At 73.2% G+C, this 22,179-nt stretch carries 16 protein-coding genes; 6 read left to right on the forward strand and 10 right to left on the reverse strand.

From position 1 onward, the window contains the following. Positions 1-79 precede the first annotated feature (79 nt). On the forward strand, positions 80-805 hold the full coding sequence (locus J3R08_RS28255; RefSeq protein ID WP_043328114.1) for a methyltransferase domain-containing protein: 726 nt from the start codon (positions 80-82) through the stop codon (positions 803-805). A gap of 208 nt (positions 806-1,013) precedes the next feature. On the opposite strand, the gene J3R08_RS28260 is transcribed toward J3R08_RS28255, so the two are convergent. Then, a complete protein-coding gene (locus J3R08_RS28260) occupies positions 1,014-2,018 on the reverse strand; it encodes a LacI family DNA-binding transcriptional regulator (RefSeq protein WP_209963360.1) in 1,005 nt (334 codons plus the stop codon). 155 nt (positions 2,019-2,173) lie between these two features. Continuing rightward, positions 2,174-3,667 carry an amino acid permease gene (locus J3R08_RS28265; protein WP_043328110.1) on the reverse strand — a complete coding sequence of 498 codons (1,494 nt, stop codon included), beginning with the start codon at positions 3,665-3,667 and terminating at the stop codon, positions 2,174-2,176. Between the two features lie 273 nt (positions 3,668-3,940). On the opposite strand from J3R08_RS28265, the gene J3R08_RS28270 reads away from it, so the two are divergent. Continuing rightward, the gene (locus J3R08_RS28270) at positions 3,941-5,605 is read left to right on the forward strand and encodes a glycoside hydrolase family 10 protein (RefSeq protein WP_113973490.1); all 1,665 of its coding nucleotides are present in this window, start codon (positions 3,941-3,943) and stop codon (positions 5,603-5,605) included. A gap of 160 nt (positions 5,606-5,765) precedes the next feature. Then, a complete protein-coding gene (locus J3R08_RS28275; RefSeq protein ID WP_209963363.1) occupies positions 5,766-6,308 on the forward strand; it encodes a phospholipase in 543 nt (180 codons plus the stop codon). 60 nt (positions 6,309-6,368) lie between these two features. On the opposite strand, the gene J3R08_RS28280 is transcribed toward J3R08_RS28275, so the two are convergent. Together J3R08_RS28280 and J3R08_RS28285 are read right to left on the reverse strand one after the other, a co-directional pair. Then, a complete protein-coding gene (locus J3R08_RS28280; RefSeq protein ID WP_069087771.1) occupies positions 6,369-9,182 on the reverse strand; it encodes an adenylate/guanylate cyclase domain-containing protein in 2,814 nt (937 codons plus the stop codon). A 155-nt stretch (positions 9,183-9,337) separates the two neighbouring features. Next, a complete protein-coding gene (locus J3R08_RS28285; RefSeq protein WP_043328103.1) occupies positions 9,338-9,553 on the reverse strand; it encodes a zinc ribbon domain-containing protein in 216 nt (71 codons plus the stop codon). Positions 9,554-9,590: 37 nt separating this feature from the next. On the opposite strand from J3R08_RS28285, the gene J3R08_RS28290 reads away from it, so the two are divergent. The 3 genes from J3R08_RS28290 (at position 9,591) to J3R08_RS28300 (ending at position 15,319) form a co-directional block, all read left to right on the forward strand. Continuing rightward, positions 9,591-10,871 (forward strand): lytic transglycosylase domain-containing protein, encoded by a 1,281-nt coding sequence (locus J3R08_RS28290; protein WP_245254826.1) that lies wholly within the window; start codon positions 9,591-9,593, stop codon positions 10,869-10,871. A gap of 67 nt (positions 10,872-10,938) precedes the next feature. Then, positions 10,939-11,955, forward strand: a complete 1,017-nt coding sequence (locus J3R08_RS28295) for a GNAT family N-acetyltransferase (protein ID WP_043328100.1) — start codon at positions 10,939-10,941, stop codon at positions 11,953-11,955. Positions 11,956-12,046: 91 nt separating this feature from the next. Continuing rightward, positions 12,047-15,319: a lamin tail domain-containing protein gene (locus J3R08_RS28300; RefSeq protein WP_209963365.1), complete on the forward strand. Its 3,273-nt coding sequence runs from the start codon at positions 12,047-12,049 to the stop codon at positions 15,317-15,319. 32 nt (positions 15,320-15,351) lie between these two features. On the opposite strand, the gene J3R08_RS28305 is transcribed toward J3R08_RS28300, so the two are convergent. The 6 genes from J3R08_RS28305 to J3R08_RS28330 all read right to left on the reverse strand — a co-directional run bounded on the left by J3R08_RS28305 (position 15,352) and on the right by J3R08_RS28330 (position 21,907). Continuing rightward, a complete protein-coding gene (locus J3R08_RS28305) occupies positions 15,352-15,753 on the reverse strand; it encodes an XRE family transcriptional regulator (RefSeq protein ID WP_245254827.1) in 402 nt (133 codons plus the stop codon). Positions 15,754-16,208: 455 nt separating this feature from the next. Further along, complete coding sequence (gene hemB, locus J3R08_RS28310) at positions 16,209-17,192, reverse strand: porphobilinogen synthase (protein WP_043328097.1); 984 nt, start codon at positions 17,190-17,192, stop codon at positions 16,209-16,211. Between the two features lie 14 nt (positions 17,193-17,206). Beyond that, complete coding sequence (locus J3R08_RS28315) at positions 17,207-18,787, reverse strand: uroporphyrinogen-III synthase (protein ID WP_174536474.1); 1,581 nt, start codon at positions 18,785-18,787, stop codon at positions 17,207-17,209. After that, positions 18,784-19,770, reverse strand: a complete 987-nt coding sequence (gene hemC, locus J3R08_RS28320; protein ID WP_064446671.1) for a hydroxymethylbilane synthase — start codon at positions 19,768-19,770, stop codon at positions 18,784-18,786. Before hemC ends, J3R08_RS28315 begins: the two co-directional genes overlap by 4 nt. Beyond that, positions 19,767-21,140: a glutamyl-tRNA reductase gene (locus tag J3R08_RS28325; protein WP_043328095.1), complete on the reverse strand. Its 1,374-nt coding sequence runs from the start codon at positions 21,138-21,140 to the stop codon at positions 19,767-19,769. The genes hemC and J3R08_RS28325 overlap by 4 nt, the downstream gene beginning before the upstream one ends. Further along, the gene (locus J3R08_RS28330; protein WP_043328093.1) at positions 21,137-21,907 is read right to left on the reverse strand and encodes a redox-sensing transcriptional repressor Rex; all 771 of its coding nucleotides are present in this window, start codon (positions 21,905-21,907) and stop codon (positions 21,137-21,139) included. Before J3R08_RS28330 ends, J3R08_RS28325 begins: the two co-directional genes overlap by 4 nt. Positions 21,908-22,179 lie beyond the last annotated feature (272 nt).

Below are 22,179 nucleotides of genomic sequence, written 5' to 3' on the forward strand. Positions count from 1 at the left end.
GGACGGGGTGGAGGAGGACGGCGGACGGGTCGGGGCATATTGGGGTGAAATGGGGGTAACGGGCCGCCGGAGGTGGTGCATGGTGGCGATGGGGCAGACCGCGCTCTCGGGTGAGCGACTCCGGCAGACCGACGAGTTTCTCGCCGAGGCGTGGGCCGACCTGGTCCGGCACGACGAGCGGCTACGCGGGACGACCGTCGAGGTGCGCTTCGATCGGGGGGTGGCGCACCTGACCGGCGCGGTCGCCGACCCGGCGCAGTTGCGGCTGGTACGGGAGTTGATCGGCCGGCTGTCGGGCGTACTCGGGGTCTGGTGCCGGGTCGCCGTGGGCGGGCGGGCGCCGGTGGTGGTCGACCTGGGCTGCGGCGCGACCAAGCAGTGGCCGGGCAACCTGGGGCTGGACATCTATCCGGCGCCGGGGGTGAACGCGGTCGCCAATCTCGCCGGCTCGCTGCCGCTGCGCGACGCCTCGGTGGACGTGTTCTTCGCGGTGCACATCGTCGAGCACCTGATCGACTTCCTGCCACTGTTCGACGAGTGCCACCGGGTGCTGCGGCCCGGCGGTGTGCTCCACGTGATGAGCCCCTGGTGGCGGCACGTCAACGCGGTGGCCGACCCGACCCACGTACGCCTGCTGGACGTGCAGACGTTCAAGGGCATCTGCGGTCAGCGCCCGCCGGGTACGCCGCGCTGGTATCCGCTGCACGTCGGCTGCGACGGCGCGTCGGTCTTCGCCGACCTCACTCCCCTGCCCCCGGACGCGCCGCCCCCACCCGCATCCCACCTGGCCCGCTTCTTCGACTGACCCCGGCCGAGCCGGACCCACCCCGGCCCCACCCCGGACCCGGACCCGGACCCACCCCGGACCCGAACCCACCCCGTCGATCATGAAGTTGGCGGCACTCAAGGAGATCGACATCGCCGCCAACTTCATGATCGACGCGGCTGAGACGCGGCCGGGACGCGGCTGGGACGCGGCTGAGACGCGGCTGAGACGCGGCTGAGACGCGGGGCTAGAGGGGGGCGGACTCTCGCAGGGCTAGGTGGTGAGGGGTTACCAACTCGCGGGGTGGGGAGTCGCGGTCGGGGCCGAGACGTCCGGCCAGGAGCTCGACCGCCAGGCGGGCGATGCGTTCCTTGTCGGGGGCGACTGTGGTCAGCGTCGGGATCGAGAAGCGGCCGTCCTCGATGTCGTCGAAGCCGGCCACCGCGACGTCCTCGGGCACGCGCAGGCCCGCCTCGTGCAGGGCGCGCAGCGCGCCGAGCGCGAGCGTGTCGTTGAAGCAGAAGACGGCGTCGGGGCGTACCCCGGTGGCGAGCAGGTGCCGCATGGCGGCGGCGCCGTCCGCGCGGTGCCAGGCCGGCGCGGGCGCCACCAGGCGGTCGTCGTACGCGATGCCGGCCTCGGCCAGCGCGGCGGTGTAGCCGGCCAGGCGGAGCCGGGCGCTGGCGCCCTCGGGGGTGCGCTGGGAGCCGATCGCGGCGATCCGGCGGCGGCCGAGCCCGATCAGGTGGGCGGTGATCTCCCGGGCGGCGGCCACGTTGTCGATCATGATGTGGTCGGCGGGGCCGTTGTCGACCCGTTCGCCGAGCAGCACCACGGGCAGGCCGTGCAGGGCGGCGAGGTCGTCGGAGGTGAGCGCGAGCGGGCTCAGGATCAGGCCGTCGATCATGTGGTCGCCGATGCCGCTGGCGGCCTTGCGCTCCTGCTCGGAGCCGCCGCCGGTCTGGTGGATGAGCACCGTCCAGTCGTGCTCGGCGGCGGCGGTGACGACGTGCCGGGCCAGCTCGGCGAAGTAGGGGATGTCGAGCTCGGGCACGGCCAGGGCGATCACCCCGGTACGCCCTTTGCGCAGGTTGCGGGCCGACAGGTTGGGCCGGTAGTTGAGCGCGGCGATGGCCTCCTCGACCCGGGCCCGGGTGTCGGCGCGCACGTGCTGGTAGCCGTTGACGACGTTGGAAACGGTCTTCACCGACACTCCGGCCCGCTCCGCGACGTCCTTGAGCCTGTGCCGCACTGAACTGTCCTCCCGGTGAACGCTGGCCGCACTGTACCGCCTCACGACGACGTGACGACCTCTTCACACGGAGAGTTACAACGTTGCAGAATTCACGGTCGATCAGGGCGGAGCCCTCCCGGCCCGCGCGTCGGGAGGGCTCCGCGGTGCCCGCCTCAGGGGGTGGGGGCGGGCTCGGGGGTGTCCGAGTGCTCGCGCCGGGCGAGCCGGTTCTTGCGGTGGCCGTACCCGAAGTAGATGACCGCGCCGATCAGCATCCAGGCGAGGAACCGCAGCCAGGTCTCCACCGACAGGTTCAGGCTCAGGTAGAGGCACGCCACGGCGGTGAGGATCGGCAACACCGGCGAGAACGGCACCTTGAACGGCCGCTCCAGGTCGGGCCGGCGCTTGCGCAGGATCGGCACCGCGATCGCGACCAGCGTGAACGCGCAGAGCGCGCCGATGCTGACCAGGTCGGCCAGCGCCGACAGCGGAAGGAAACCGGCGAGCAGCGCCACCGCGACGGTCATGATCCCGGCGATCCGGTACGGGGTACCCCAGCGCGGGTGCACCTTGGCGATGGCGGGCGGGATGAGCCCGTCCCGGGCGATGGCGAAGCCGATCCGGCCCATGGCCACCAGGTCGACCAGGATCACGCTGGTGAGCCCGGCGACGGCGGCGATGGAGACGAGCACCGCGGCCCAGCCGGCGCCGACCGCCCGGAACGCGGACGCGATCGGCGCGCCCTCGTCGATCTCGGTGTACTTGACCATGCCGACCACGACCAGCGAGACGCCGATGTAGAGCACCGTGGAGATGAGCAGCGTGCCGAGCAGACCCAGCGGCAGGTCCCGCTTGGGCTTGCGGGTCTCCTCACCCAGGTTCGCCACGGCCTCGAACCCGGTGTACGCGAAGAACACCACTGCGGCGGCGGTGAGCACCCCGACGAAACCGAAGACGGAGGGCTCCAGCCCGAAGATGACCTGGGTGACCGGCTGCTTGATGCCGTCGTCCCCGGCGCCGGCCGGCTCGGCGGCCGGGATGAACGGGCTGAGGTTGGCCGCCTTGACGAAGAACAGCCCGGCGATGATCACGAAGGCGCAGATCGCCACCTTGACCAGCACCAGCAGGTTGGTGACCCGGGCGGACTCCCGGATGCCGACGATGGCGACCACGCCGAGCACCAGCACGATGCCGATCGCGCCGAGGTTGACGACGCTGCCCTCCTCGGCGAACCAGGCGCTGGGCAGGCCGAACAGGTCGGCGAGGTAGCCGGACCAGCCGCGGGCCACCACCGCCGCGCCGAGCGCGAACTCCAGCAGCAGGTCCCAGCCGATGATCCAGGCGACGATCTCGCCCATCGTCGCGTACGCGTAGGTGTAGGCGCTGCCGGCGGTCGGCACGCTGCTGGCCAGTTCGGCGTAGCAGAGCGCGGCGAGCAGCGCGACCAGGCCGGCGATGCCGAACGAGATCACCACGCCCGGCCCGGCGCTGTTGCGCGCCTCGACACCGGTGAGCGTGAAGATGCCGGTGCCGATCACGATGCCGATGCCGAAGCCCATCAGGTCGACCGCGCCGAGCCGGCGCCGCAGTCCCGGCTTGCCGTCCTCGCCGTCGGCGTCGCCCTGGGCGAGCACGTCCCCGATCGGCTTGGTTCGCAGGACCGACATCTGATCACCTCCCCCGCCGTGTGGCCGCCACGGTGGCGGTCTGTGACCGGGCTAGCTACCCAGCCGTTTTCCGCTCCAATCCCGCACGGCAGGTATCGGAATCGTCACGATCCGGCCGAGGTCGGACGGCGCGGGACATCGATCACCGGTCAAGGTCTTGCGCCGGGCACGGATAGATGAAAGTTTCCTACCGGAGGCGTGGGCAGTGCGGCGAATCTTGCCGCAACCCCGCCGCCGACCGTCCCCCCGGACCCGACGAAGGGACCGCACCGCATGAAGGCAACTCGGCTCGGAGCCGCCGCGCTGGCCGCGGCGCTGCTCAGCGCGCTGGTCGCCGGCACGCCGGCGCAGGCCGCACCCGACGACACCAGCACCGCCACTTCCCCCTCCACCGACTGCGTCACCGACCCGGCCACCCCCAAGCGCCAGTTCCGGGCCATGTGGATCGCCTCGGTGACGAACATCGACTGGCCCACAAAGGACTCCTGGACCGCGCCGGACCAGGTGGCCAAGCAGAAGGCCGAATACCTGGCCTGGCTCGACCTGGCCCAGAAGCTCAACCACAACGCCGTCGTGGTCCAGGTCCGCCCGACCGCCGACGCGTTCTGGCCCTCGCCGTACGAGCCGTGGTCGGAGTACCTGACCGGAGTACGCGGCAAGAACCCCGGCTGGGACCCGCTGGCCTTCCTGGTCGACGAGTCGCACAAGCGCAACCTGGAGTTCCACGCCTGGTTCAACCCGTACCGCGTCTCCATGCCCGCCCCCGGCGGCGCCGGCGCCGACCTGTCGCAACTGGCCCCGGACAGCCCGGCCCGCCAGCACCCCGACTGGGTCTTCGCCTACCCGCCCGCCGGCGTCGCCGGCAGCCGGCTCTACTACAACCCCGGCGTCCCCGAGGTCCGCGAGTTCGTCCAGACCGCGATGATGGACGCGGTCAAGCGGTACGACATCGACGGCGTGCACTTCGACGACTACTTCTACCCGTACCCGAGCGGCACCCACCAGGTGCCCGACGACGCCACGTTCGCGGCGTACAACAGGGGCTTCACGGACAAGGCCGACTGGCGGCGGGACAACATCAACCTGCTGATCCAGGAGATGAACGCCAAGATCAAGGCGGTCAAGCCGTGGGTGAAGTTCGGCGTCAGCCCGTTCGGCATCTGGCGCAACGCGTCGGCCGACCCGAACGGCTCGGACACCACCGGCTCGCAGTCGTACGACATCATCTCCGCCGACTCCCGCAAGTGGGTCAAGGAGGAGTGGATCGACTACATCGTGCCGCAGCTCTACTGGTACATCGGCCAGTACCCGGCCGCGGACTACGCCCGGCTCGTGCCGTGGTGGGCCGAGCAGGTGCGCGGCACGCGGGTCCAGCTCTACATCGGCCAGGCCGACTACAAGAGCGGTGACCCGGCGTACGGGTCGTTCTGGATGAACCCGCAGGAGCTGTCGAACCACCTGACGCTCAACCGGTCGTACCCGGAGGTGCTCGGCAACGTGCACTTCTCCGCGGTGCAGGTACGGGCGAACCGGCTCGGCGCCACCGACATCTACGCCGCCGAGCACTACTCCCGCCCCGCGCTGGTGCCCACCATGACGCACCTGCCGCGCAAGCCGCTGCTGTTCCCGGTGGTCACCAAGGCCCAGCGGGAGGCGGACGGGGTACGCCTGAGCTGGCGTCAGCCGGCCGACGGCAAGGGCCCGCTCGGCACCGCCGCGTCGTACGCGATCTACCGGTTCGACGGGCACGGCCTGGCCGGGCGCTGCGACTTCGCCGACGCCTCGCACCTGGTCGGCACCGTGCGGGCCACCGACGGCGCCGTGCAGTCCTGGGTGGACACCACGGCGGCCGACGGCGCCCGGTACACCTACTACGTGACCGCGCTGGACCGGCTGGCGAACGAGAGCCCGGCGAGCCCGCCGCGCTTCGTCCGCTGATTCACCCCGAATGCCCCCGGGCCGCCTCGCCGGTCCGGGGGCATTCGTCTGTTCAGGCGGATGTCAGCGAGCCGTTCCCCGGGGCATCGCCCCAGCTCACCCCTTTGATCGACACTTGTCGACACCCGGAGATCCCGGCCACCACCACGCGGAGGTTCCCGTGTCCCGTCGCCTCGCCACCACCCTCGCCGCCGGCGCACTCGCCCTGCTCACCCTGCTCGGTCTGGCCACACCGGCCGCCGCCGCGGTGAGCACCCAGCAGAAGCTGTCCGTCCTGACCAGCTGGACGCAGACCAGCGCGTCCAGCTACAACGCCTGGAACAGCGCCCGGCAGAACCGGTCCCCCTGGACCGAGTACGGCTTCGACTGGTCCACCGACTACTGCTCGTCCAGCCCGGACAACCCGATCGGCTTCAACTTCAAGCTCTCCTGCTACCGGCACGACTTCGGCTACCGCAACCACAAGGCGATGGGCGTCTTCTCCGCCAACAAGGCCCGCCTGGACAACGCCTTCTACGCCGACCTGAAGCGGATCTGCGCCACGTACAACACGGTGGTCCGGCCCGCCTGCTACAGCCTCGCCTGGACGTACTACCAGGCGGTGAGCGTCTTCGGTTCGGTCGCCGCCGTGTCCCCGGCCGACCTCGACCGCGCCGCCCGGATGAAGGCCGACGCCGAACGCCACGCCGCCGCCCGCGCCTGACGCACCACGCGGGGAGTCCGCCGCACGGCGGGCTCCCCGCCGCGCCCGGGCTCGCCCGCCTCAGCCCGCCGTGCTGCGCGGCTGGAACGCCGGCCAGGAGCCCTGCGCGGGAACGCCGAACCGGGGCGAGTCGGCGGCCAGGTCCGGGTGCTCGACATGCAGGGCCAGCGCCGCCACCTCGTCCAGCCGCAGCCCCGCCCCGGCGCCGTAGGCGGCGTCGAACGCCTCGTCGCCGAGCACCCGGCGCAGCTCCGCCTGCCGGGCCGCCCAGTACGGGCCGTATATCCCCGGCGTGGCCCGCAGGTTCGACCGGGTGGCCTGCGCCGCGCCGAACAGCCGGGCCGCGGAGAGCGCGTCCCCGGCCAGCGCGCAGCGCACCGCTATCGCGTTGATCGTGTCGCAGGCCCGGCCCAGGTAGCCGTGGCTCATCCGCGACCGCAACGCCACCAGCAGGTGCTCGTGCGCCGCCACCAGGTCACCCCGGGCCAGCGCCACCATCCCGAGCAGCATGTCCACCGAACGGCCGCCCCGCTCCGCCGGCCGCGACGCCTCGACCGGGCGGGCCGCGGCGAGCACCTCGGCGGCCTCGTCCAGCGCGCCCCGGCGCCAGAGCAGCTCGGCCAGGTTGTAGACGGCGAGCAGCGCGTCCCCGACCACGTCCTGCGCGTACGCCCAGTCGATCACCTCGCGGCAGACCCGCTCCGCCTCGGCGAACTGGCCCATGTCGACGAGCGGCGCGGCGCGCCCGGCCAGCACCCGGGCCAGCAGCCCCCGGTCACCGGACTGCCGGGCGGCCGCCTCGGCCCGCTGCGAGTACCGCAGCTCCTCGCCGAACTCGCCGTCCGCGCCCGCGTGCAGCGAATGCATGTGGTACGCGGCGGCCAGCTCGGCCTCCGGCATCACCTCACCGGTCTCGGCGAGCCGGCCGTAGAGCCGGAACAGCCAGAGCCGCCCCTCCCGGGCCAGCCCGCGTTCCCGCCACCACTGGTCCAGGTCGCCGGCCAGGCGCAGCCCCGCCCGGGCGCTACCGCCGGTCGCGCACCAGCGCAGCGCGGCCCGCAACTCACCGGCCAGCGGATCCAGCGCGTACAGGGAGAGCGTCACCGGACGGCCGTCCGGCCCGAGGCACGCCCGGTCCAGCGCGTGCCGGCACCAGTCCACGTGCCGGTCCCGGGCGCTCTGCTCCTCGCCCGCCTCGACCAGCCGCCGGGCCGCGTACGCCCGGATCGGGTCGAGCATCCGGTACGTGCTGCCCGAGGCGTGCGGCTCGGCCAGCACCATCGACTTGTCCACGAGCACCGAGAGCGGGTCGAGCGGGTCCTCGCCGAGCAGCCACTGCACGGTGGGCAGGTCCACCGGTCCGGCGAACACCGCCATCCAGCGCAGCAGCCGGGCCGAACGCGCGCCGAGCGTCCGGTACGACCAGGTGACGGTCGCCTGGATGGTCAGGTGCCGCTCACTGGCCGAGCGCTGCACCGCGCGGGTCGCCGGCGTGGGCGGTGCGGCACCGGTCGCCGCGGCCACCAGGTCCACGGTGTCCTGCTGGTTGCCGCTCCAGCCCGCCTCCACCGGCGGCGGCTCCGCCGTCTCCCGTCCCGCGTCGAGCGTGCCCAGCATGTCGTCCAGCCGCTCCGCCAGCTGCCCGGCGGAGAGCACCCGCAGCCGGGCGGCGGCCAGCTCTATGGCCAGCGGCAGCCCGTCCAGGCGGCGGACCACCCGGTGCAGGTCGGCCTGCTCGGCCGCCTCCGGCGCCCGCCCGCCCCGGGCCACCGCCGTGCGGTCCAGCAGCAACGCCACCGCGTCACTGCCACCGTCGGGCCCCTCGTCCACCGACAGCGGCGGGATCCGCCACACCACCTCACCGGGTACGCCGAACGACTCCCGGCTGGTCGCCAGCACCCGTACGCCCCGGCCACCGGCCAGCAGCCGGCTGATCACCTCGGCCGACGCCGCGGTCTGGGCGTCGCAGGTGTCCAGCAGCACGAGCATCCGGCGCGGCGCCGCGTACTCGACGAGGGTGTCGAGCATCGGCCGGCCGGGCTCCGGGCGGAGGCCGAGCACGGCGGCGATCTCGAACGCCACGAGCCCCGGGTCGGTCACCGCGGCGATGTCGACGAACCAGACCCCGTCCGGGTAGTCCTCCACGATCCCGGAGGCCAGCTCCACGGCCAGCCGGGTCTTGCCGGCGCCGCCCGCGCCGAGCACCGTCACCAGGCGGTACGCCTCGACCAGCCGGCCCAGCTCGGCGCGCTCGGCCTGCCGGCCGACGAACGAGGTGACCTGGGTGGGCAGGTTGTGAGCCGCCGCGTCGGCGGTACGCGGGCGCGGGAAACGCCGCTCCAGACCGGGCGCGACGAGCTGGAACAGCCGCTCCCGGTCGTCGAAGCCACGCAGCCGGTGCAGGCCGAGGTCGAGCAGGGACACACCGTCCGGCAGCGGTTCGGCGTGCTTGGCGGTGGCGGCCGAGCAGAGCACCTGCCCGCCGTGCGCGGCGGCGGCCACCCGGGCGGCCCGGTGCACCTCGGGGCTGGCGTACTCGCCGTCGCGCGGCTCGGCGTAGCCGGTGTGCAGTCCCATCCGGACCCGGGGCGTGGCGTCCGGGTTGGGCCAGTCGTGACCGGCGAGCGCGCGCTGCGCGGTCAGGCAGGCGTGCACCGCGGCGGCGGCGTCCGGGAACGCGAGGAAGAACGAGTCGCCCTCGGTCAGCAGCTCGGCCCCGTCGGTGCCGGCGAGCGTGTCCCGCAGCAGCCGGCGATGCTCGTGCAGCACCGGCCGGTAGACCGGGCCCAGCATCCGGGCCAGCCGGGTCGAACCTTCGATGTCGGTGAACACGAAGGTCACCCACCCGCTCGGGAGGTGGTGTTCTGGCGACATACGTCGAACCTCCGCCCGCTGACGTCGGATCCATGCTGCCCTATGATCGCGCCGTCACGCATCGTGAGAACGGTTGGGCGGATTCCGACCCAAGGTGCCAAAAGATCACACGGGCGGCAAGAGCCGGTTCGACCCGCGGGACGAGCGGCGGAAACTCAGCAGCCGCAGGAGCCGCCGCAGCAACCTCCACCGCTGGGAATCCCACCAGTCGGGCCGGAACCACCACGCCCGGTGACGGCGACAGCGGAGAGCAGCTTCACCGTGTCGGCGTGACCCCGCGGGCAGGTGGCCGGCTGGGCGGCCTCGGCCATCGGGCGGTTGACCTCGAAGGTGTCGCCGCAGGCGCGGCAACGGAACTCGTACCGGGGCATGACATCAGCGTACGGCGGACCTGACGCCGTCACACGGATGGGTGATACTCGACGGGTGGTGGACGGCGAACGGCGAGCGACGGCCCGGCCCCTGCGACCCGCCGTGCCGCCCGACGGCGACGCCCGGCCCGTCCCGCGTCCCCGCCGCGAGCGCGACCCCATTCCCCCGAAGCCGCCCGCCGGCCCGGCCCGCGACCCGGACGCCACGGCTGGCGAGCCGAGCACGGACCCGGGCGCGAAGCCGCAGCCCGAGCCGGACGCGAAGCCGGGGCGCACGCCCGCCGCCGGAGCCGACACGGACACGAAGGCTGACGCAGGCGCCCCGTCCGGCGAGAAGCCGGAGGCGAAGGCCGGGGCGGCGGACGACGCGCAGCCGGCCGGCGGGCGACGTCGGCGCGTGCCGTTCGCGCACGCCGTCCGCACCCGCCCGCGGCAGCTCGCCGTCGGCGCGGCCAGCGCCACCCGCGCCTGGTCCCGCCGCCCCGCCGGGCGGACCACGCTGCCGGCGCTGTTCCTGCTCGCCCTGGTCGGCGCCGCCACCACGGCCGGCGCGGTGATCGTGCCGGCCGCCGTCGGCAGGCCGGCGTCGGTCGACGAGGCCCTGCCGGAGCCGACCGTGGCGCGGACCGCCGCGCCCGCCGCGACGCCCCTGTTCCCGGACCCGTCCGGGCTGTCCGGCACCGCCGCGCCGACCGGAACGCCGCTGCCCGGCGGCGTGACTGTCGCACCGCCCACCGGTCGTCCCGCCGACGCCCTCGCCGACTGGGCGAGGCGGGTCAGCGCGGTCACCGCCATCCCGGTGGTGGCGCTCCAGGCGTACGCCTACGCCGAGCTGGTGCTCGCCCAGACCAACCGTGCCTGCCAGCTGAGCTGGACCACGCTCGCCGCCATCGGGCACGTCGAGTCCGGGCACGGCTCGGCCAACGGCGCCACGCTCGGGCCCGACGGCCGGGCCCTGCCGGAGATCAAGGGGCAGCCGCTCGACGGGCAGGGCGGCCGGTCCCGGATCCTCGACACCGACCAGGGGCAGCTCGACGGCGACCGCGTCTACGACCGGGCGCTCGGGCCGATGCAGTTCATCCCGACCACCTGGCAGGAGATCGGCGCCGACGCGGACAACGACGGCGTGAAGAACCCCCACGACATCGACGACGCGGCGCTGGCCGCCGGCCAGTATCTGTGCAAGGGCGGCCGGAACATGACCATCCCGGGTGACTGGTGGGGGGCCATCCTCTCGTACAACGATGTGCGCCGGTACGCCCAGGCGGTCTTCGACAAGGCCGACGAGTACGGCAGGCTCAGCCGCAACGTGAGGTGACCGCTCGCGTACATTCGCGGACTGAACCCTTCCCCCCGGCAGCGGTTGACGGCAAGCTAGACGGGTGATGGTGCGCGAGTGGAACCCTCGGACCGCCTCGTCCGCCGAGATCGCGTCCCTGCTGGACACGCTGAACGCGGTCCTGGCGGCCGACCTGCCGCAGGACCCGCCCTGGCAGGAGAGCTCCATGCGGGAGTACCTGTCCGAGGTGATGCCCGGCGAGCGGCGGATCTCCTGGGTGGCGCAGGAGGACGACGCTCCGGACGGCACGCCCGGAGCGATCGTCGGGCATGTGCACGTGCTGCTGCTGGGCGGCATCGGCGTACTGGAGGTGCTGGTGCATCCGGCGGTCCGGCGCACCGGGCTCGGCCGTGAGCTGGTCCGGGTGGCCGCCCGCCGGGTGTGGGACGAGGGCTTCCAGTCGATCGGCGTGGAGGTGGTCGGCGACACCCCGGCCGTGGCGTTCTACGAGTCGCTGGGCTTCACCCGCGACTATGTGGAGACCCGCAGCGTGCTCGACCTGCGCACGGTGGACTGGCCGGCGCTGACCGAGATGGCCGCCGAGGTGGGCGCGGGCTATCACGTGGAGTTCTGGCCCGGCGGGCCGCCGGACGAGCTGCTCGAGGCGTACGCGCGGGCCAAGGCCGAGGTGCGCGACTCCGACGACGTGGAACTGCGGCCCAGCTCCTACGACCCGGACCGGCTGCGGGACAGTCTCGCCACGTTGCACCGGCGCGGCATGAAGCCGTACATCGTGCTGGCGTTGCACGAGCGGACCGGGGACGTGGCCGGGCTGACCGAGGTGGTGGTGCCGGCGCAGCACCCGACCCGGGCCGACCAGTACGACACGATCGTCGTCCACGACCACCGTGGTTACGGCATCGACCGGGCCATCAAGGCGCGGATGCTGCTGGAGCTGCGCTCGGCCGAGCCCCAGCTGGTCGAGGTGCAGACCTGGAACGCGCAGGACAACGAGTCGATGCTGAAGGTCAACGCCGAGCTGGGTTACCGCCCCGACCGCGACTGGTGCGAGTACGGGGTGGACGTCGCCGAACTGGTGCACCGGCTGGACAGTCACCGCTGACCGTTCACCGGACGGCCACCGAAGGGCTGGACGGTGGACCCACGAGACCCTTAACGTTCGTTAGTTCCTGTCCACCCACCGTGGAGGCCCCATGCGCCCGCGCCGCACCCTCGCCGCGCTCGCGACCACCGCCGCCGTCACCCTCACGGCGATCGCTGTCGCACCCCCCGCGGCCAGCGCCGCGCCCACCGACCTGCTCATTTCCGAGTACGTCGAGGGGTCGTCCAACAACAAGGCCGTCGAGCTGTACAACGGCACCGGCGCCCCGATCGACCTGGCTGCCGCGGGCTACCAGCTCCAGCTCTACTTCAACGGCGCCAGCACGTCGACGAACATCGCGCTGACCGGCACCGTCGCCGCCGGGGACGTGTTCGTCTTCGCCGCCGCGTCGGCCGCGCCCGCGATCCTCGCCCAGGCCGACCAGACGTACGGCGGGTCGCTGTTCAACGGCGACGACGCGATCGTGCTGCGCAAGGGTGACACGGTGGTCGACTCCCTCGGCCAGGTCGGCGTAGACCCGGGCAGCGAGTGGGGCAGCGGGCTCACCAGCACCGCCGACAACACGTTGCGCCGGCTGCCCTCGGTGACCGCCGGCGACACCGACCCGGCGGACCCGTTCGACCCGGCCGCGCAGTGGGCCGGCTTCGCCACCGACACGTTCGACGGGCTGGGCAGCCACACCGTCGGCGGAGGCGGCCCGGTCGACCAGCCGCCGACGCTGGCCTGCGGCGGCGCGCTGACGCTGTCGGCGGGCGCCACCGCGACCCGCGAGGTGACCGCGACCGACGCCGACGACACGATCACCGACCTCGCGGTCACCGCCGTCGTGCCGGCTCCGGCGAGCGGCTCGATCAGCCGTACCGCGTTCACCCCGGCGGCCGGGGATGGTGGCACGGCCACCGCCACGCTGACCGCCACCGGCCTGCCGGCCGGCAGCTACGCGGTCACGGTGACCGCCACCGACGACGACGGCGACACCGCCACCTGCACGCTCTCCGTGCAGGCCACCAGCGTGCTGTCGATCGGCGAGGTGCAGGGCCGCACCGGCGACGACGAGGACGGCCGCGCCGACCGGTCGCCGCTCGCCCCGGCCAGCGGCAACGGCACCAGCTCCCAGTTGTACGACGTGCGCGGCGTCATCACCGGCATGTCGCTGACCCGCAGCTCGGCCGGGGCCGACCAGTGGGGCTTCTACCTGCAGAGCCGGCTCGGCACCGAGGACGGCGACCCGCTCACCTCCGACGGGCTGTTCGTCTTCATGGGCTCGTTCACCACGCTGATCGGCGGGTACGCCCCCACCGTCGGCGACGAGGTAGTGCTGCGCGGCCGGGTCTCCGAGTACTTCAACCAGACCCAGCTCTCCGGCGCCTCGCTGGTCCGCAAGCTCGACTCCGGCCTCGACGTGGACACCGCGGTCCGGGTCGACGACGCGGTCCCGCCGGCCGAGGCGGCCGCCGCCGACCTGTACTGGGAGCGGCACGAGGGCGAACGGATGCGGGTACGCGCCGGCAGCGGCGTATCCGCGCCCCGGCACATCTACTCCTCCACCGCCGACTCCGAGATCTACGTGCTGGACCGCGAGGACCCGGTCATGAAGCGGTCCGACCCGTACGCCCGCCGGGTGTTCCGGGACGCGCACCCGCTCGACGACATCCCCGGCACGCTCTTCGACAACGGCAACAACCAGCGCATCCTGCTGGGAGCGGGCGGCGTGAAGGCGGCCGCCGGTGACTCCCGCGCGCTGCTGCCCGAGGCGCGCACGTTCGACACGCTGACCGAGGACGCCTACGGTTCCGTGTCGTACGCGTTCAGCAAGTACAGCGTGCAGCCCGAGCAGCTCACCCTGACCGGTGGCGCGGACCCGGCCGCGAACCACCCGCCGCAGCCGGCCGACCGCGGCAGCGAGGTCGCGATCGCCACCTACAACGTGGAGAACCTGTACGACTACCGGGACGACCCGTTCGACGGCTGCGACTTCGCCGGCAACACCGGATGTACGGGGGTCAGCCCGCCGTTCGACTACGTGCCGGCGAGCCAGGAGGCGTACGCCGCCAAGCTGGCCGCGCAGGCCCGGCAGATCGTCAACTCGCTGCACAGCCCGGACCTGATCCTGGTGCAGGAGGCCGAGGACCAGGACATCTGCTCGGTGGTCGACGGCGCCCTGGCGTGCGGTGACACGAACAACGCCGACGGCGCGCCGGACACCGTGCAGGAGCTGGCGCTGGCCATCGCGGCCAACGGCGGCCCCGCCTACGCCGCCGCGTACGACCGCACCGGCGCGGACGCCCGCGGCATCGCCTCGGCGTTCCTCTACCGCACCGACCGGCTCACGCTGGCCGAGGCGACCGCCGCGGACCCGCTGCTGGGCTCCGCGCCGACCGTCCAGTACCGCTCGGCGGCGCTCGCGTCCAACACGGACGTGCAGAACCCGAAGGCGTTCAACGCGGTGCTGCCCGCCGACGTGGACCGGTCGACCGGCGTGGACGGCAGCAACGTCTACACCCGCGCGGCCCAGCTGGCCCGGTTCACCGTCAAGGCCGCGCCCGGCTCGACCGAGCGGTTCACGCTCTGGGCGGTCGCCAACCACTTCTCGTCCGGGCCGGACAGCCGGGTCGGGCAGCGCCGCGAGCAGGCCGCGTACGGCGCCGCGATCGTCGCGGCGGTCGAGGCGAGCGACCCGAACGCCCGCGTGGTCTACGGCGGCGACCTGAACGTGTTCCCCCGCCCGGACGACCCGATCGCCACCGCACAGAACCCGACCCCGTCGGACCAGCTCGCCCCGCTGTACGAGGCCGGGCTGCACAACCTCTGGGACGACCTGGTGGCGGACGCGCCCGCGTCGGCGTACTCGTACACCTTCAGCGGCCAGGCGCAGACGCTGGACAACCTGTTCGTGAACGACCCGATGCACGACGACCTGGTGCAGGTACGGACGGCGCACATCAACGCCGACTATCCGACCGACGCGCCGGAGCTGGGTGACCGGGGCGCCAGCGACCACGACCCGCAGGTGGCCCGGTTCCGGTCGCGTGCCTCGCTGCGGGTGGCCGACACCTCGGTGGCCGAGGGCGACAAGGGCACCCGCGCGATGACGTTCACCGTCACCGTGTCCCGCCCGCTCTCCGAGCCGGCGTTGATCTGCGCGACCACCTACGGCACGACCGCCCAGGCGGGGTCGGACTACGACCCGTACGTGGGTTGCAAGCTGCTCCCCGCGGGCCAGACCTCGCTGGCGTTCCCGGTCACCGTGCGCGGCGACCGCAAGCGCGAGGCGGACGAGAAGCTCACGCTGTACGTGGCGGGTGTGCCGGGCCTGCGGCTGGCCGACCCGTCCGGCGTCGGGACGATCCTGAACGACGACTGACAGGTGTTCCGGGCGGCGGCCCGTCGATTCGCTCATGGGCGGATCGGCGGGCCGCCGCGGTATCCGCACCGCTGCGGATCGGCCGGGGGCGGCACGTTCCGGTACTTGGCCACCCGCACCTCCCACTGGCTGCGGCGGCGCAGCGCGTCCCGGACCGCCCGGTCGCGGTAGAAGGTCTCCGGCGGGCGGGCCAGCCCGTACCGGTCGGCCCACCACTCCCCCGGCTCCGGGTCGGTGACGACGTCGAGGTGGGACGGGTACCGCCGCTCCGCGCCGTCACGCAGGTCGGCCCGGTCACGCATCGGCTTGAGCACCGTGCCGGCCTCGTCGACGACCACGAGCCGGAAGCCGGCCGTGCCCACGATGCGCGACAGCATGGCCAGGCTCGGCGTCAGGCTGCCCGCCTCGATGCGCCCGACCGTGCTCGGATGCACCCGGGCGAACCCCGCTCCGCACCCCTGTGGAAAACCTGGAATCCGCCGCCCGACCAGACCTCGCCGTGCGTCAACCGCCCCACTCAAGGCACACGGAGCGTGACATCACTGTGCGTTAGCCAGTACTGCCGAAGCGAACGCCGCGCACTCAAGACAAATAACAACCAATCCGGACGCAACGCTCGGAATAGCCGAGCCAAGGAAGACCACCTCAGTCGACTTTGCTCTGCAACCTTCGAAGCACTGCTTACGCTTCGTGACAGTTGCGCCCGTGGCTGCAGAGCAAAGTCGGCTGAGGGGCATAGCGCCTGCCGCCCTGAAAACTACTGTGAGCTACCGCGTCTGGCTGTGGACAACTTGAGGCAACGCACCGCCCGCGGATCTCACCGACGCGCCACAACACGCGCGCCGGCGCGAGCCCGCCCCGGGTCCGACGCCGGGCGGCCGGGCGAGGGTCAGTAGCGCTCGCGCAGCAGCTGGGCCGCCTCGACCGCCCAGTAGGTGAGGATGATCTGCGCACCGGCCCGGCGGATCGAGGTGAGCGTCTCCAGCATCACCCGCTCCCGGTCGATCCAGCCGTTCGCGGCGGCCGCCTCGACCATCGCGTACTCGCCGGAGACCTGGTAGGCGGCGACCGGGACGTCCACCGCGGCCCGGACCGCCGACACCACGTCGAGGTAGGGCAGCGCGGGCTTCACCATCACCATGTCGGCGCCCTCGGCCACGTCCAGCTCGACTTCGCGCAGCGACTCGCGCAGGTTCGCCGGGTCCTGCTGGTAGGTACGCCGGTCGCCCTCCAGCGCCGACTCCACCGCGTCGCGGAACGGGCCGTAGAAGGCGGAGGCGTACTTCACCGCGTACGCGAGCACCGAGACGTCCTGGTGCCCGGCGGCGTCGAGCGCCTTGCGGACCACGCCGACCTGGCCGTCCATCATCCCGGACGGGCCGACCACGTGGACCCCGGCGGCGGCCTGGGCCACCGCCATGTCGGCGTACGCGGCGAGCGTGGCGTCGTTGTCGACCCCGCCGTCCGGGGTGAGCAGGCCGCAGTGCCCGTGCGAGGTGAACTCGTCCAGGCAGAGGTCGCTCATCACCACAGTCGCGTCACCGACCTCGGCGACCACGTCCCGGATCGCCACGTTCAGGATGCCCGCCGGGTCGACACCGCCGGAGCCGGTCTCGTCGCGCGTCGCCGGCACCCCGAACAGCATGATCCCGCCGACCCCGGCCTGGACCGCTTCGACGGCGGCCTTGCGCAGCGAGTCCCGGGAGTGCTGGAGCACTCCCGGGAGCGACGCGATCGCCCTCGGCTCGGTCAGCCCCTCCTTGACGAACATCGGCACGACCAGTTCGGCCGGGTCGACGCGGGTCTCGGAGACCAGCCGCCGCACGGCCGCGTTGCGACGCAGCCGGCGGGGCCGGATCTCGGGGTACGGCATGAGGGAGCCTCCTGTCAGCGGAACCTCAGGGCGGTCGGGCCCTGCACCTTGGAGCCCCGGCGCTGCTTCGCCGGCATGGCGGCGAGCTTCTCCCGCAGTTCGACGGCGTAGGCGGCGAGCGCCTCCACCAGGTCGGGCACCGAGGCGTGCGGCGGCTGCACGTCGACCCGCAGGCCGAACTCGGTGGCGGTCTCCGCCGTCTTGGGCCCGATCACTGCAACAACCGTGCGCGCATGCGGCTTCCCGGCGATACCGACGAGGTTCCGCACCGTGGACGACGAGGTGAACAGCACGGCGTCGAACCCACCCGACTTGATCGCGTCGCGGATCTCGGCCGGCGGCGGGGCCGCCCGCACCGTCCGGTACGCGGTCACGTCGTCGACCTCCCAGCCCCGCTCGGTGAGCCCGGCGGCAAGCGTCTCGGTCGCGATGTCGGCGCGCGGCAGCAGCACCCGGCCGACCGGGTCGAGGACCTCGTCGTGCGGCGAGAACTCGGCCAGCAGGCCCTCGGAGGACTGCTCCCCGGAGGGGATCAGCTCCGGCTGGATGCCGAACGCGCGGACCGCCTCGGCGGTGGCGTCACCGATACAGGCGATCTTGACGCCGCCGAAGTGACGGGCGTCGAGGCCGTGCTCGGCGAACTTCTCCCACACCGCCCGGACCGCGTTGACCGAGGTGAAGATCACCCAGGCGTACCGACCGTCGACCAGGCCCTTGACCGCCCGCTCCATCTGCGCCGGGGTACGCGGCGGCTCGACCGCGATGGTCGGCACCTCGCACGGGATCGCCCCGTACGCGCGCAGCCGGGCGCTCATCACGCCGGCCTGCTCCTTGGTGCGGGGCACCAGCACCTTCCAGCCGTACAGCGGGCGGTTCTCCCACCAGCTCAGCTTGTCGCGGTCGGTGACGGCCGCGCCGACGGTGAGCACCACCCGGCCGGTGAAGCCGAGCGCCGCCGCGACGAAGGAGTCGACAGTCGACGTGGTGGTGTACTGCGTCTCGCCGGTGCCGTCGCCGGTCACCCCCACCGCTGTGGTGCCGTCGACGCCGGCGGCCAGCAGCCCGTCCCGGACGGCGGCGAGGTCACCGGCGTCCACAGCGAGCGCCAGCGAACCCCGCCCGACGGCGGTGGCGAGCGCCTCGAAGTCCAGCGCGGTGACGTCCTCGACGTCGGCGGCGGTGCGTACGCCCGGCAGCGGGACCCCCGCGTACGTGGCGACGCCCTCGGCCTGGCCGACGCCCGGCACCACCTCGAAGTGCGCTGCGGTACGCGCGACCGCCTGCACCTCCTTGACCACCGAGTCGTGGCCGAACGGGTCACCGGCGACCAGGTGCACGGCGTTCTGCCCGGACCGGGCCGCGGAGATCAGCACCTTCGCCACGTCCCCCGGCACGCCCTCGGCGGGGCTGAACTCGGCGTCGGGCCGGGCCTGGGCGCGTACGTGCGCCAGGAGCGACTCGGGTACGCCCCGGTCGTAGACCACCTGGTCGGCCTCGACCAGGGCGTCCAGCGCCCGGCGGGTCAGCAGGCCGGGGTCGCCGGGACCGGCCCCGACGAAAGCGATCTGGCCTACGGGCTTACGGGTGCGGGTCATTCTGTGCTCCCAAGTTGCTGGGTCCCCGGGCCGGCCTGTGCGTCCTGGCCGAGGATCGAGTCGGCGCCGAGTTCGAGGAGTTCGGCGGCGAGTGCCTTGCCGATCTCCGCCGCGTCGGCGGGCGTTCCGGTGCGGGACAGCCGGAGGTCACGCGAACCGTCCGGGCTGATCACCGCACCGCGCAGGTAGATCTCCTGAATCACGTCGCCCTCGTCGGTGGGCTCGCCTTCGGCGAGGACGGCGTACGCGGCCACGGGTGCGCTGCATCCTGCCTCCAGGGTGGCCAGCAGCGCCCGTTCCGCGGTGATCGCGGCGCGGGACGGCTCGTGGTCGAGCAGCGCGAGCATCTCGATCACGTCCTGGTCGTCGGCCCGGCACTCGACGGCCAGCGCGCCCTGAGCGGGCGCGGGCAGCATGAGCATCGGGTCGAGCGTCTCGGTGATGACGTCGGCGCGGCCGATCCGGTTGAGCCCGGCCCGGGCCAGCACGACGGCGTCGAGGTCGGCGTCCGGGCCGAGCACCCGGCTGAGCCGGGTGTCGATGTTGCCCCGGATCGGGGTGACCTCCAACTGCATGCCCAGCGCGTGCAGCTGGGCGATCCGGCGCAGCGCGCCGGTGCCGACGCGGGCGCCGGGCGGCAGCTCGGCGAGCGTACGGCCGTCGGTGGCCACCAGCGCGTCGCGCGGGTCCTGCCGGGGCGGCACGGCCGCGACGTGCAGGCCGGGCGCCGCCGCGGTGGGCAGGTCCTTGTACGAGTGGACGGCGAAGTCGATCTCACCGGCGGTCAGCGCGTCGCGCAGCGCGGACACGAACACGCCGACGCCGAGTCGCTGCACCGGGGCGGTCGACTTGTCCCCGGCGGTCACCACCTCGACCAGCTCGACCGGGCGGCCGGTGGCCGCGGTGAGGGCTTCGGCCACGTGGCCGGACTGGGCCATCGCCAGGGCGCTGCCCCGGGTGCCGAGGCGCAGTGGGGCGGTCATCGCGCACCTCCGGTGGGCGGGATGTCGGCGGCGTCGAACGACGGCCGCCCGTCGAGATCGGTGGCGACCACGTCGGGAACGGTGTCGACCGGGGACGTCTGCGGAACGTCCAGGTCGAACAGCTCGCGCAGCAGCGCCGCGTACTGGTCGCCGCCGGGCTCGGCGGCGAGCTGGCGGACCCGTACGGTCGGCTGGTGCAGCAGCCGCTGGACGACCCGGTGCACGGTCCGGGCCACCTCGGCGCGCTGGTCGTCGCTGAGGTCGGGGCGGCGCTGACCGAGCCGGCGCAGCTCGGTGGCGACCACGTCGTCGGCCCGGCCGCGCAGGGCGGCCACCGTCGGCGCCACGTCGGCGCCGCGCAGCCAGCTCAGGAACGACTCGACCTCACCGGCGACGATCCGGGCCACCTCGGCGGCGTCGGCGGCGGCCGGCCCGTCGGCGAGCACGGCGGCCATCCGGTCGATGTCGACGACCTCGACGCCGGGCAGCTCGGCGACGCCGGGCTCGACGTCGCGCGGTACGGCCAGGTCGAGCAGGACCAGCGGGCCGCGGTCGGCGTCCCGGCGGGCCAGTGCCCGGGTCACCACGTCGCGGGTGAGCACCGGCTCGGTGGCGGCGGTGGCGGCGACCACGACGTCGACGTCGGCGAGCGCGGTGATCAGCTCGGCCATCGGCACGGCGGACGCGCCGTACGACTCGGCGAGCCGGACGGCACGGGCGGCGCCCCGGTTGGTCACGGTGAGCGGGCCGGCGCCCAGCCGGGACAGCGTGGCCACGCCCAGCGAGCCCATCGCGCCCGCGCCGACGATCATCGCGGGCCGCCCGGCCAGCTCGCCGTCGAGCATCTCGGCGGCGAGGTCGAGCGCGGCGGTGACGACGCTCTGCCCGGCCCGGTCGATGTTGGTCTCGGCGTGCGCGCGCTTGCCGACCCGCAGCGCCTGCTGCATCAGCTCGTGCAGCAGGCGGCCGGCCGAGTCGGCGCCACCGGCGGAGTGGTAGGCGTCGCGGAGCTGGCCGAGGATCTGCGCCTCGCCGACCACCATCGAGTCGAGCCCGGCGGCCACCCGGAAGACGTGGTCCACGGCGGCGGCGTCGTAGTGCACGTAGAGGTGCGGGGCGAGCGCCGCCGGCTGGCAGCCGGCCTGATCGGCCAGGACCGCGCAGATGTCGCCGAGTCCGCCGTGGAACCCGGAGACGGCGGCGTAGACCTCCACCCGGTTGCAGGTGGAGACCAGGACGGCCTCGGCGACGTACGGCTGGGCGATCAGGCGGTCCAGCGTCCGGGTGAGGTCGGCGGGCGGGACGGCGAGCTGTTCCAGGGTGGCGACCGGGGCGGTGCGGTAGGACGCGCCGACGACGAGCAGTTTCACGTGCCGATCGCCTCCTGGGTGTCGGTGGCCGCGAGTCCGCCGGGCAGGGCGGTGAGGGCGGTCCCGCCGGTGGCGGGGAGCGCGGTCAGCGACGCCTTGCGGTGCTCGTGGAAGGACAGGATCTGCAGCTCGATGGCGAGGTCGACCTTGCGCACGTCGACCCCGTCCGGGACCGAGAGTACGCAGGGCGCGAAGTTGAGGATGCTCGTCACGCCGACGGCGACCAGCTGATCGGCGACCGCCTGGGCGGCCGGGGCGGGCGTGGCGATGACGCCGATCGAGATCGATTCCTCGGCGACCACCTGGGGCAGGTCGTCGATGTGCTGGACGACGAGTCCGTTGATCCGCTCGCCGACCCGGGACCGGTCGGCGTCGAGGAGCGCGGCGATACGGAAGCCGCGGTTGGCGAAGCCGTCGTAGCCGGCCAGCGCGTGACCGAGGTTACCGACGCCGACGAGCGCGACGGCCCGGCACTGGGTGAGGCCGAGCACCGAGGAGATCTGGTCGACCAGGAGCGCCACGTCGTAGCCGACGCCCCGGGTGCCGTACGAGCCGAGGTGGGACAGGTCCTTGCGGAGCTTCGCGGAGTTGACGCCTGCCGCGTTGGCGAGCCCTTCGCTGGACACCGTCTCGTGCCCGGAGTCGGCGAGCGTGTGCAGCGCACGCAGGTATTCCGGGAGCCGGGACACGGTCGCCTCGGGCAGGTCCGGAAGCGCCGGTACGGCACCGGTGCGGCCGGGCGCGCCTGGTTGACGGTGCTGACTCATGAGACTCCGTGCGGTGCGATCCTCGACCAGCGACGGGGGCCGGTCGTTTCGGGACTCCCGCTGGCGACCGAGATTGCCGGCTGTGCTAGCAGGGCGCGTCGGAACTACAGAGTAGGCGCTTGTGAAGAGGTGCACAAATCGCGATCTTGAAAGCTCGCGACGCGCCTTCACCTGCCCCTCCATTCCCGCAAGATCGATCGACCGCCTCCCTTGGCGGCGCGTGGCGATTATTGCTCAATCCCGACTTCCCTGACCAATCGCGCGCGGCTCGT

Source organism: Micromonospora sp. HB375 (assembly GCF_017872985.1).
Classification (GTDB): domain Bacteria; phylum Actinomycetota; class Actinomycetes; order Mycobacteriales; family Micromonosporaceae; genus Micromonospora; species Micromonospora chalcea.

Bases quoted from the DNA above. Each gene is read 5' to 3' on its own strand.
- J3R08_RS28315 (WP_174536474.1), bottom strand. From the start codon at position 18,787: ATGACCCGCACCCGTAAGCCCGTAGGCCAGATCGCTTTCGTCGGGGCC.
- J3R08_RS28285 (WP_043328103.1), bottom strand. From the start codon at position 9,553: ATGCCCCGGTACGAGTTCCGTTGCCGCGCCTGCGGCGACACCTTCGAG.
- J3R08_RS28295 (WP_043328100.1), top strand. From the start codon at position 10,939: ATGGTGCGCGAGTGGAACCCTCGGACCGCCTCGTCCGCCGAGATCGCG.
- J3R08_RS28300 (WP_209963365.1), top strand. From the start codon at position 12,047: ATGCGCCCGCGCCGCACCCTCGCCGCGCTCGCGACCACCGCCGCCGTC.
- J3R08_RS28280 (WP_069087771.1), bottom strand. From the start codon at position 9,182: ATGTCGCCAGAACACCACCTCCCGAGCGGGTGGGTGACCTTCGTGTTC.
- J3R08_RS28330 (WP_043328093.1), bottom strand. From the start codon at position 21,907: ATGAGTCAGCACCGTCAACCAGGCGCGCCCGGCCGCACCGGTGCCGTA.
- hemC (WP_064446671.1), bottom strand. From the start codon at position 19,770: ATGACCGCCCCACTGCGCCTCGGCACCCGGGGCAGCGCCCTGGCGATG.
- hemB (WP_043328097.1), bottom strand. From the start codon at position 17,192: ATGCCGTACCCCGAGATCCGGCCCCGCCGGCTGCGTCGCAACGCGGCC.
- J3R08_RS28265 (WP_043328110.1), bottom strand. From the start codon at position 3,667: ATGTCGGTCCTGCGAACCAAGCCGATCGGGGACGTGCTCGCCCAGGGC.
- J3R08_RS28255 (WP_043328114.1), top strand. From the start codon at position 80: ATGGTGGCGATGGGGCAGACCGCGCTCTCGGGTGAGCGACTCCGGCAG.
- J3R08_RS28290 (WP_245254826.1), top strand. From the start codon at position 9,591: ATGGGTGATACTCGACGGGTGGTGGACGGCGAACGGCGAGCGACGGCC.
- J3R08_RS28270 (WP_113973490.1), top strand. From the start codon at position 3,941: ATGAAGGCAACTCGGCTCGGAGCCGCCGCGCTGGCCGCGGCGCTGCTC.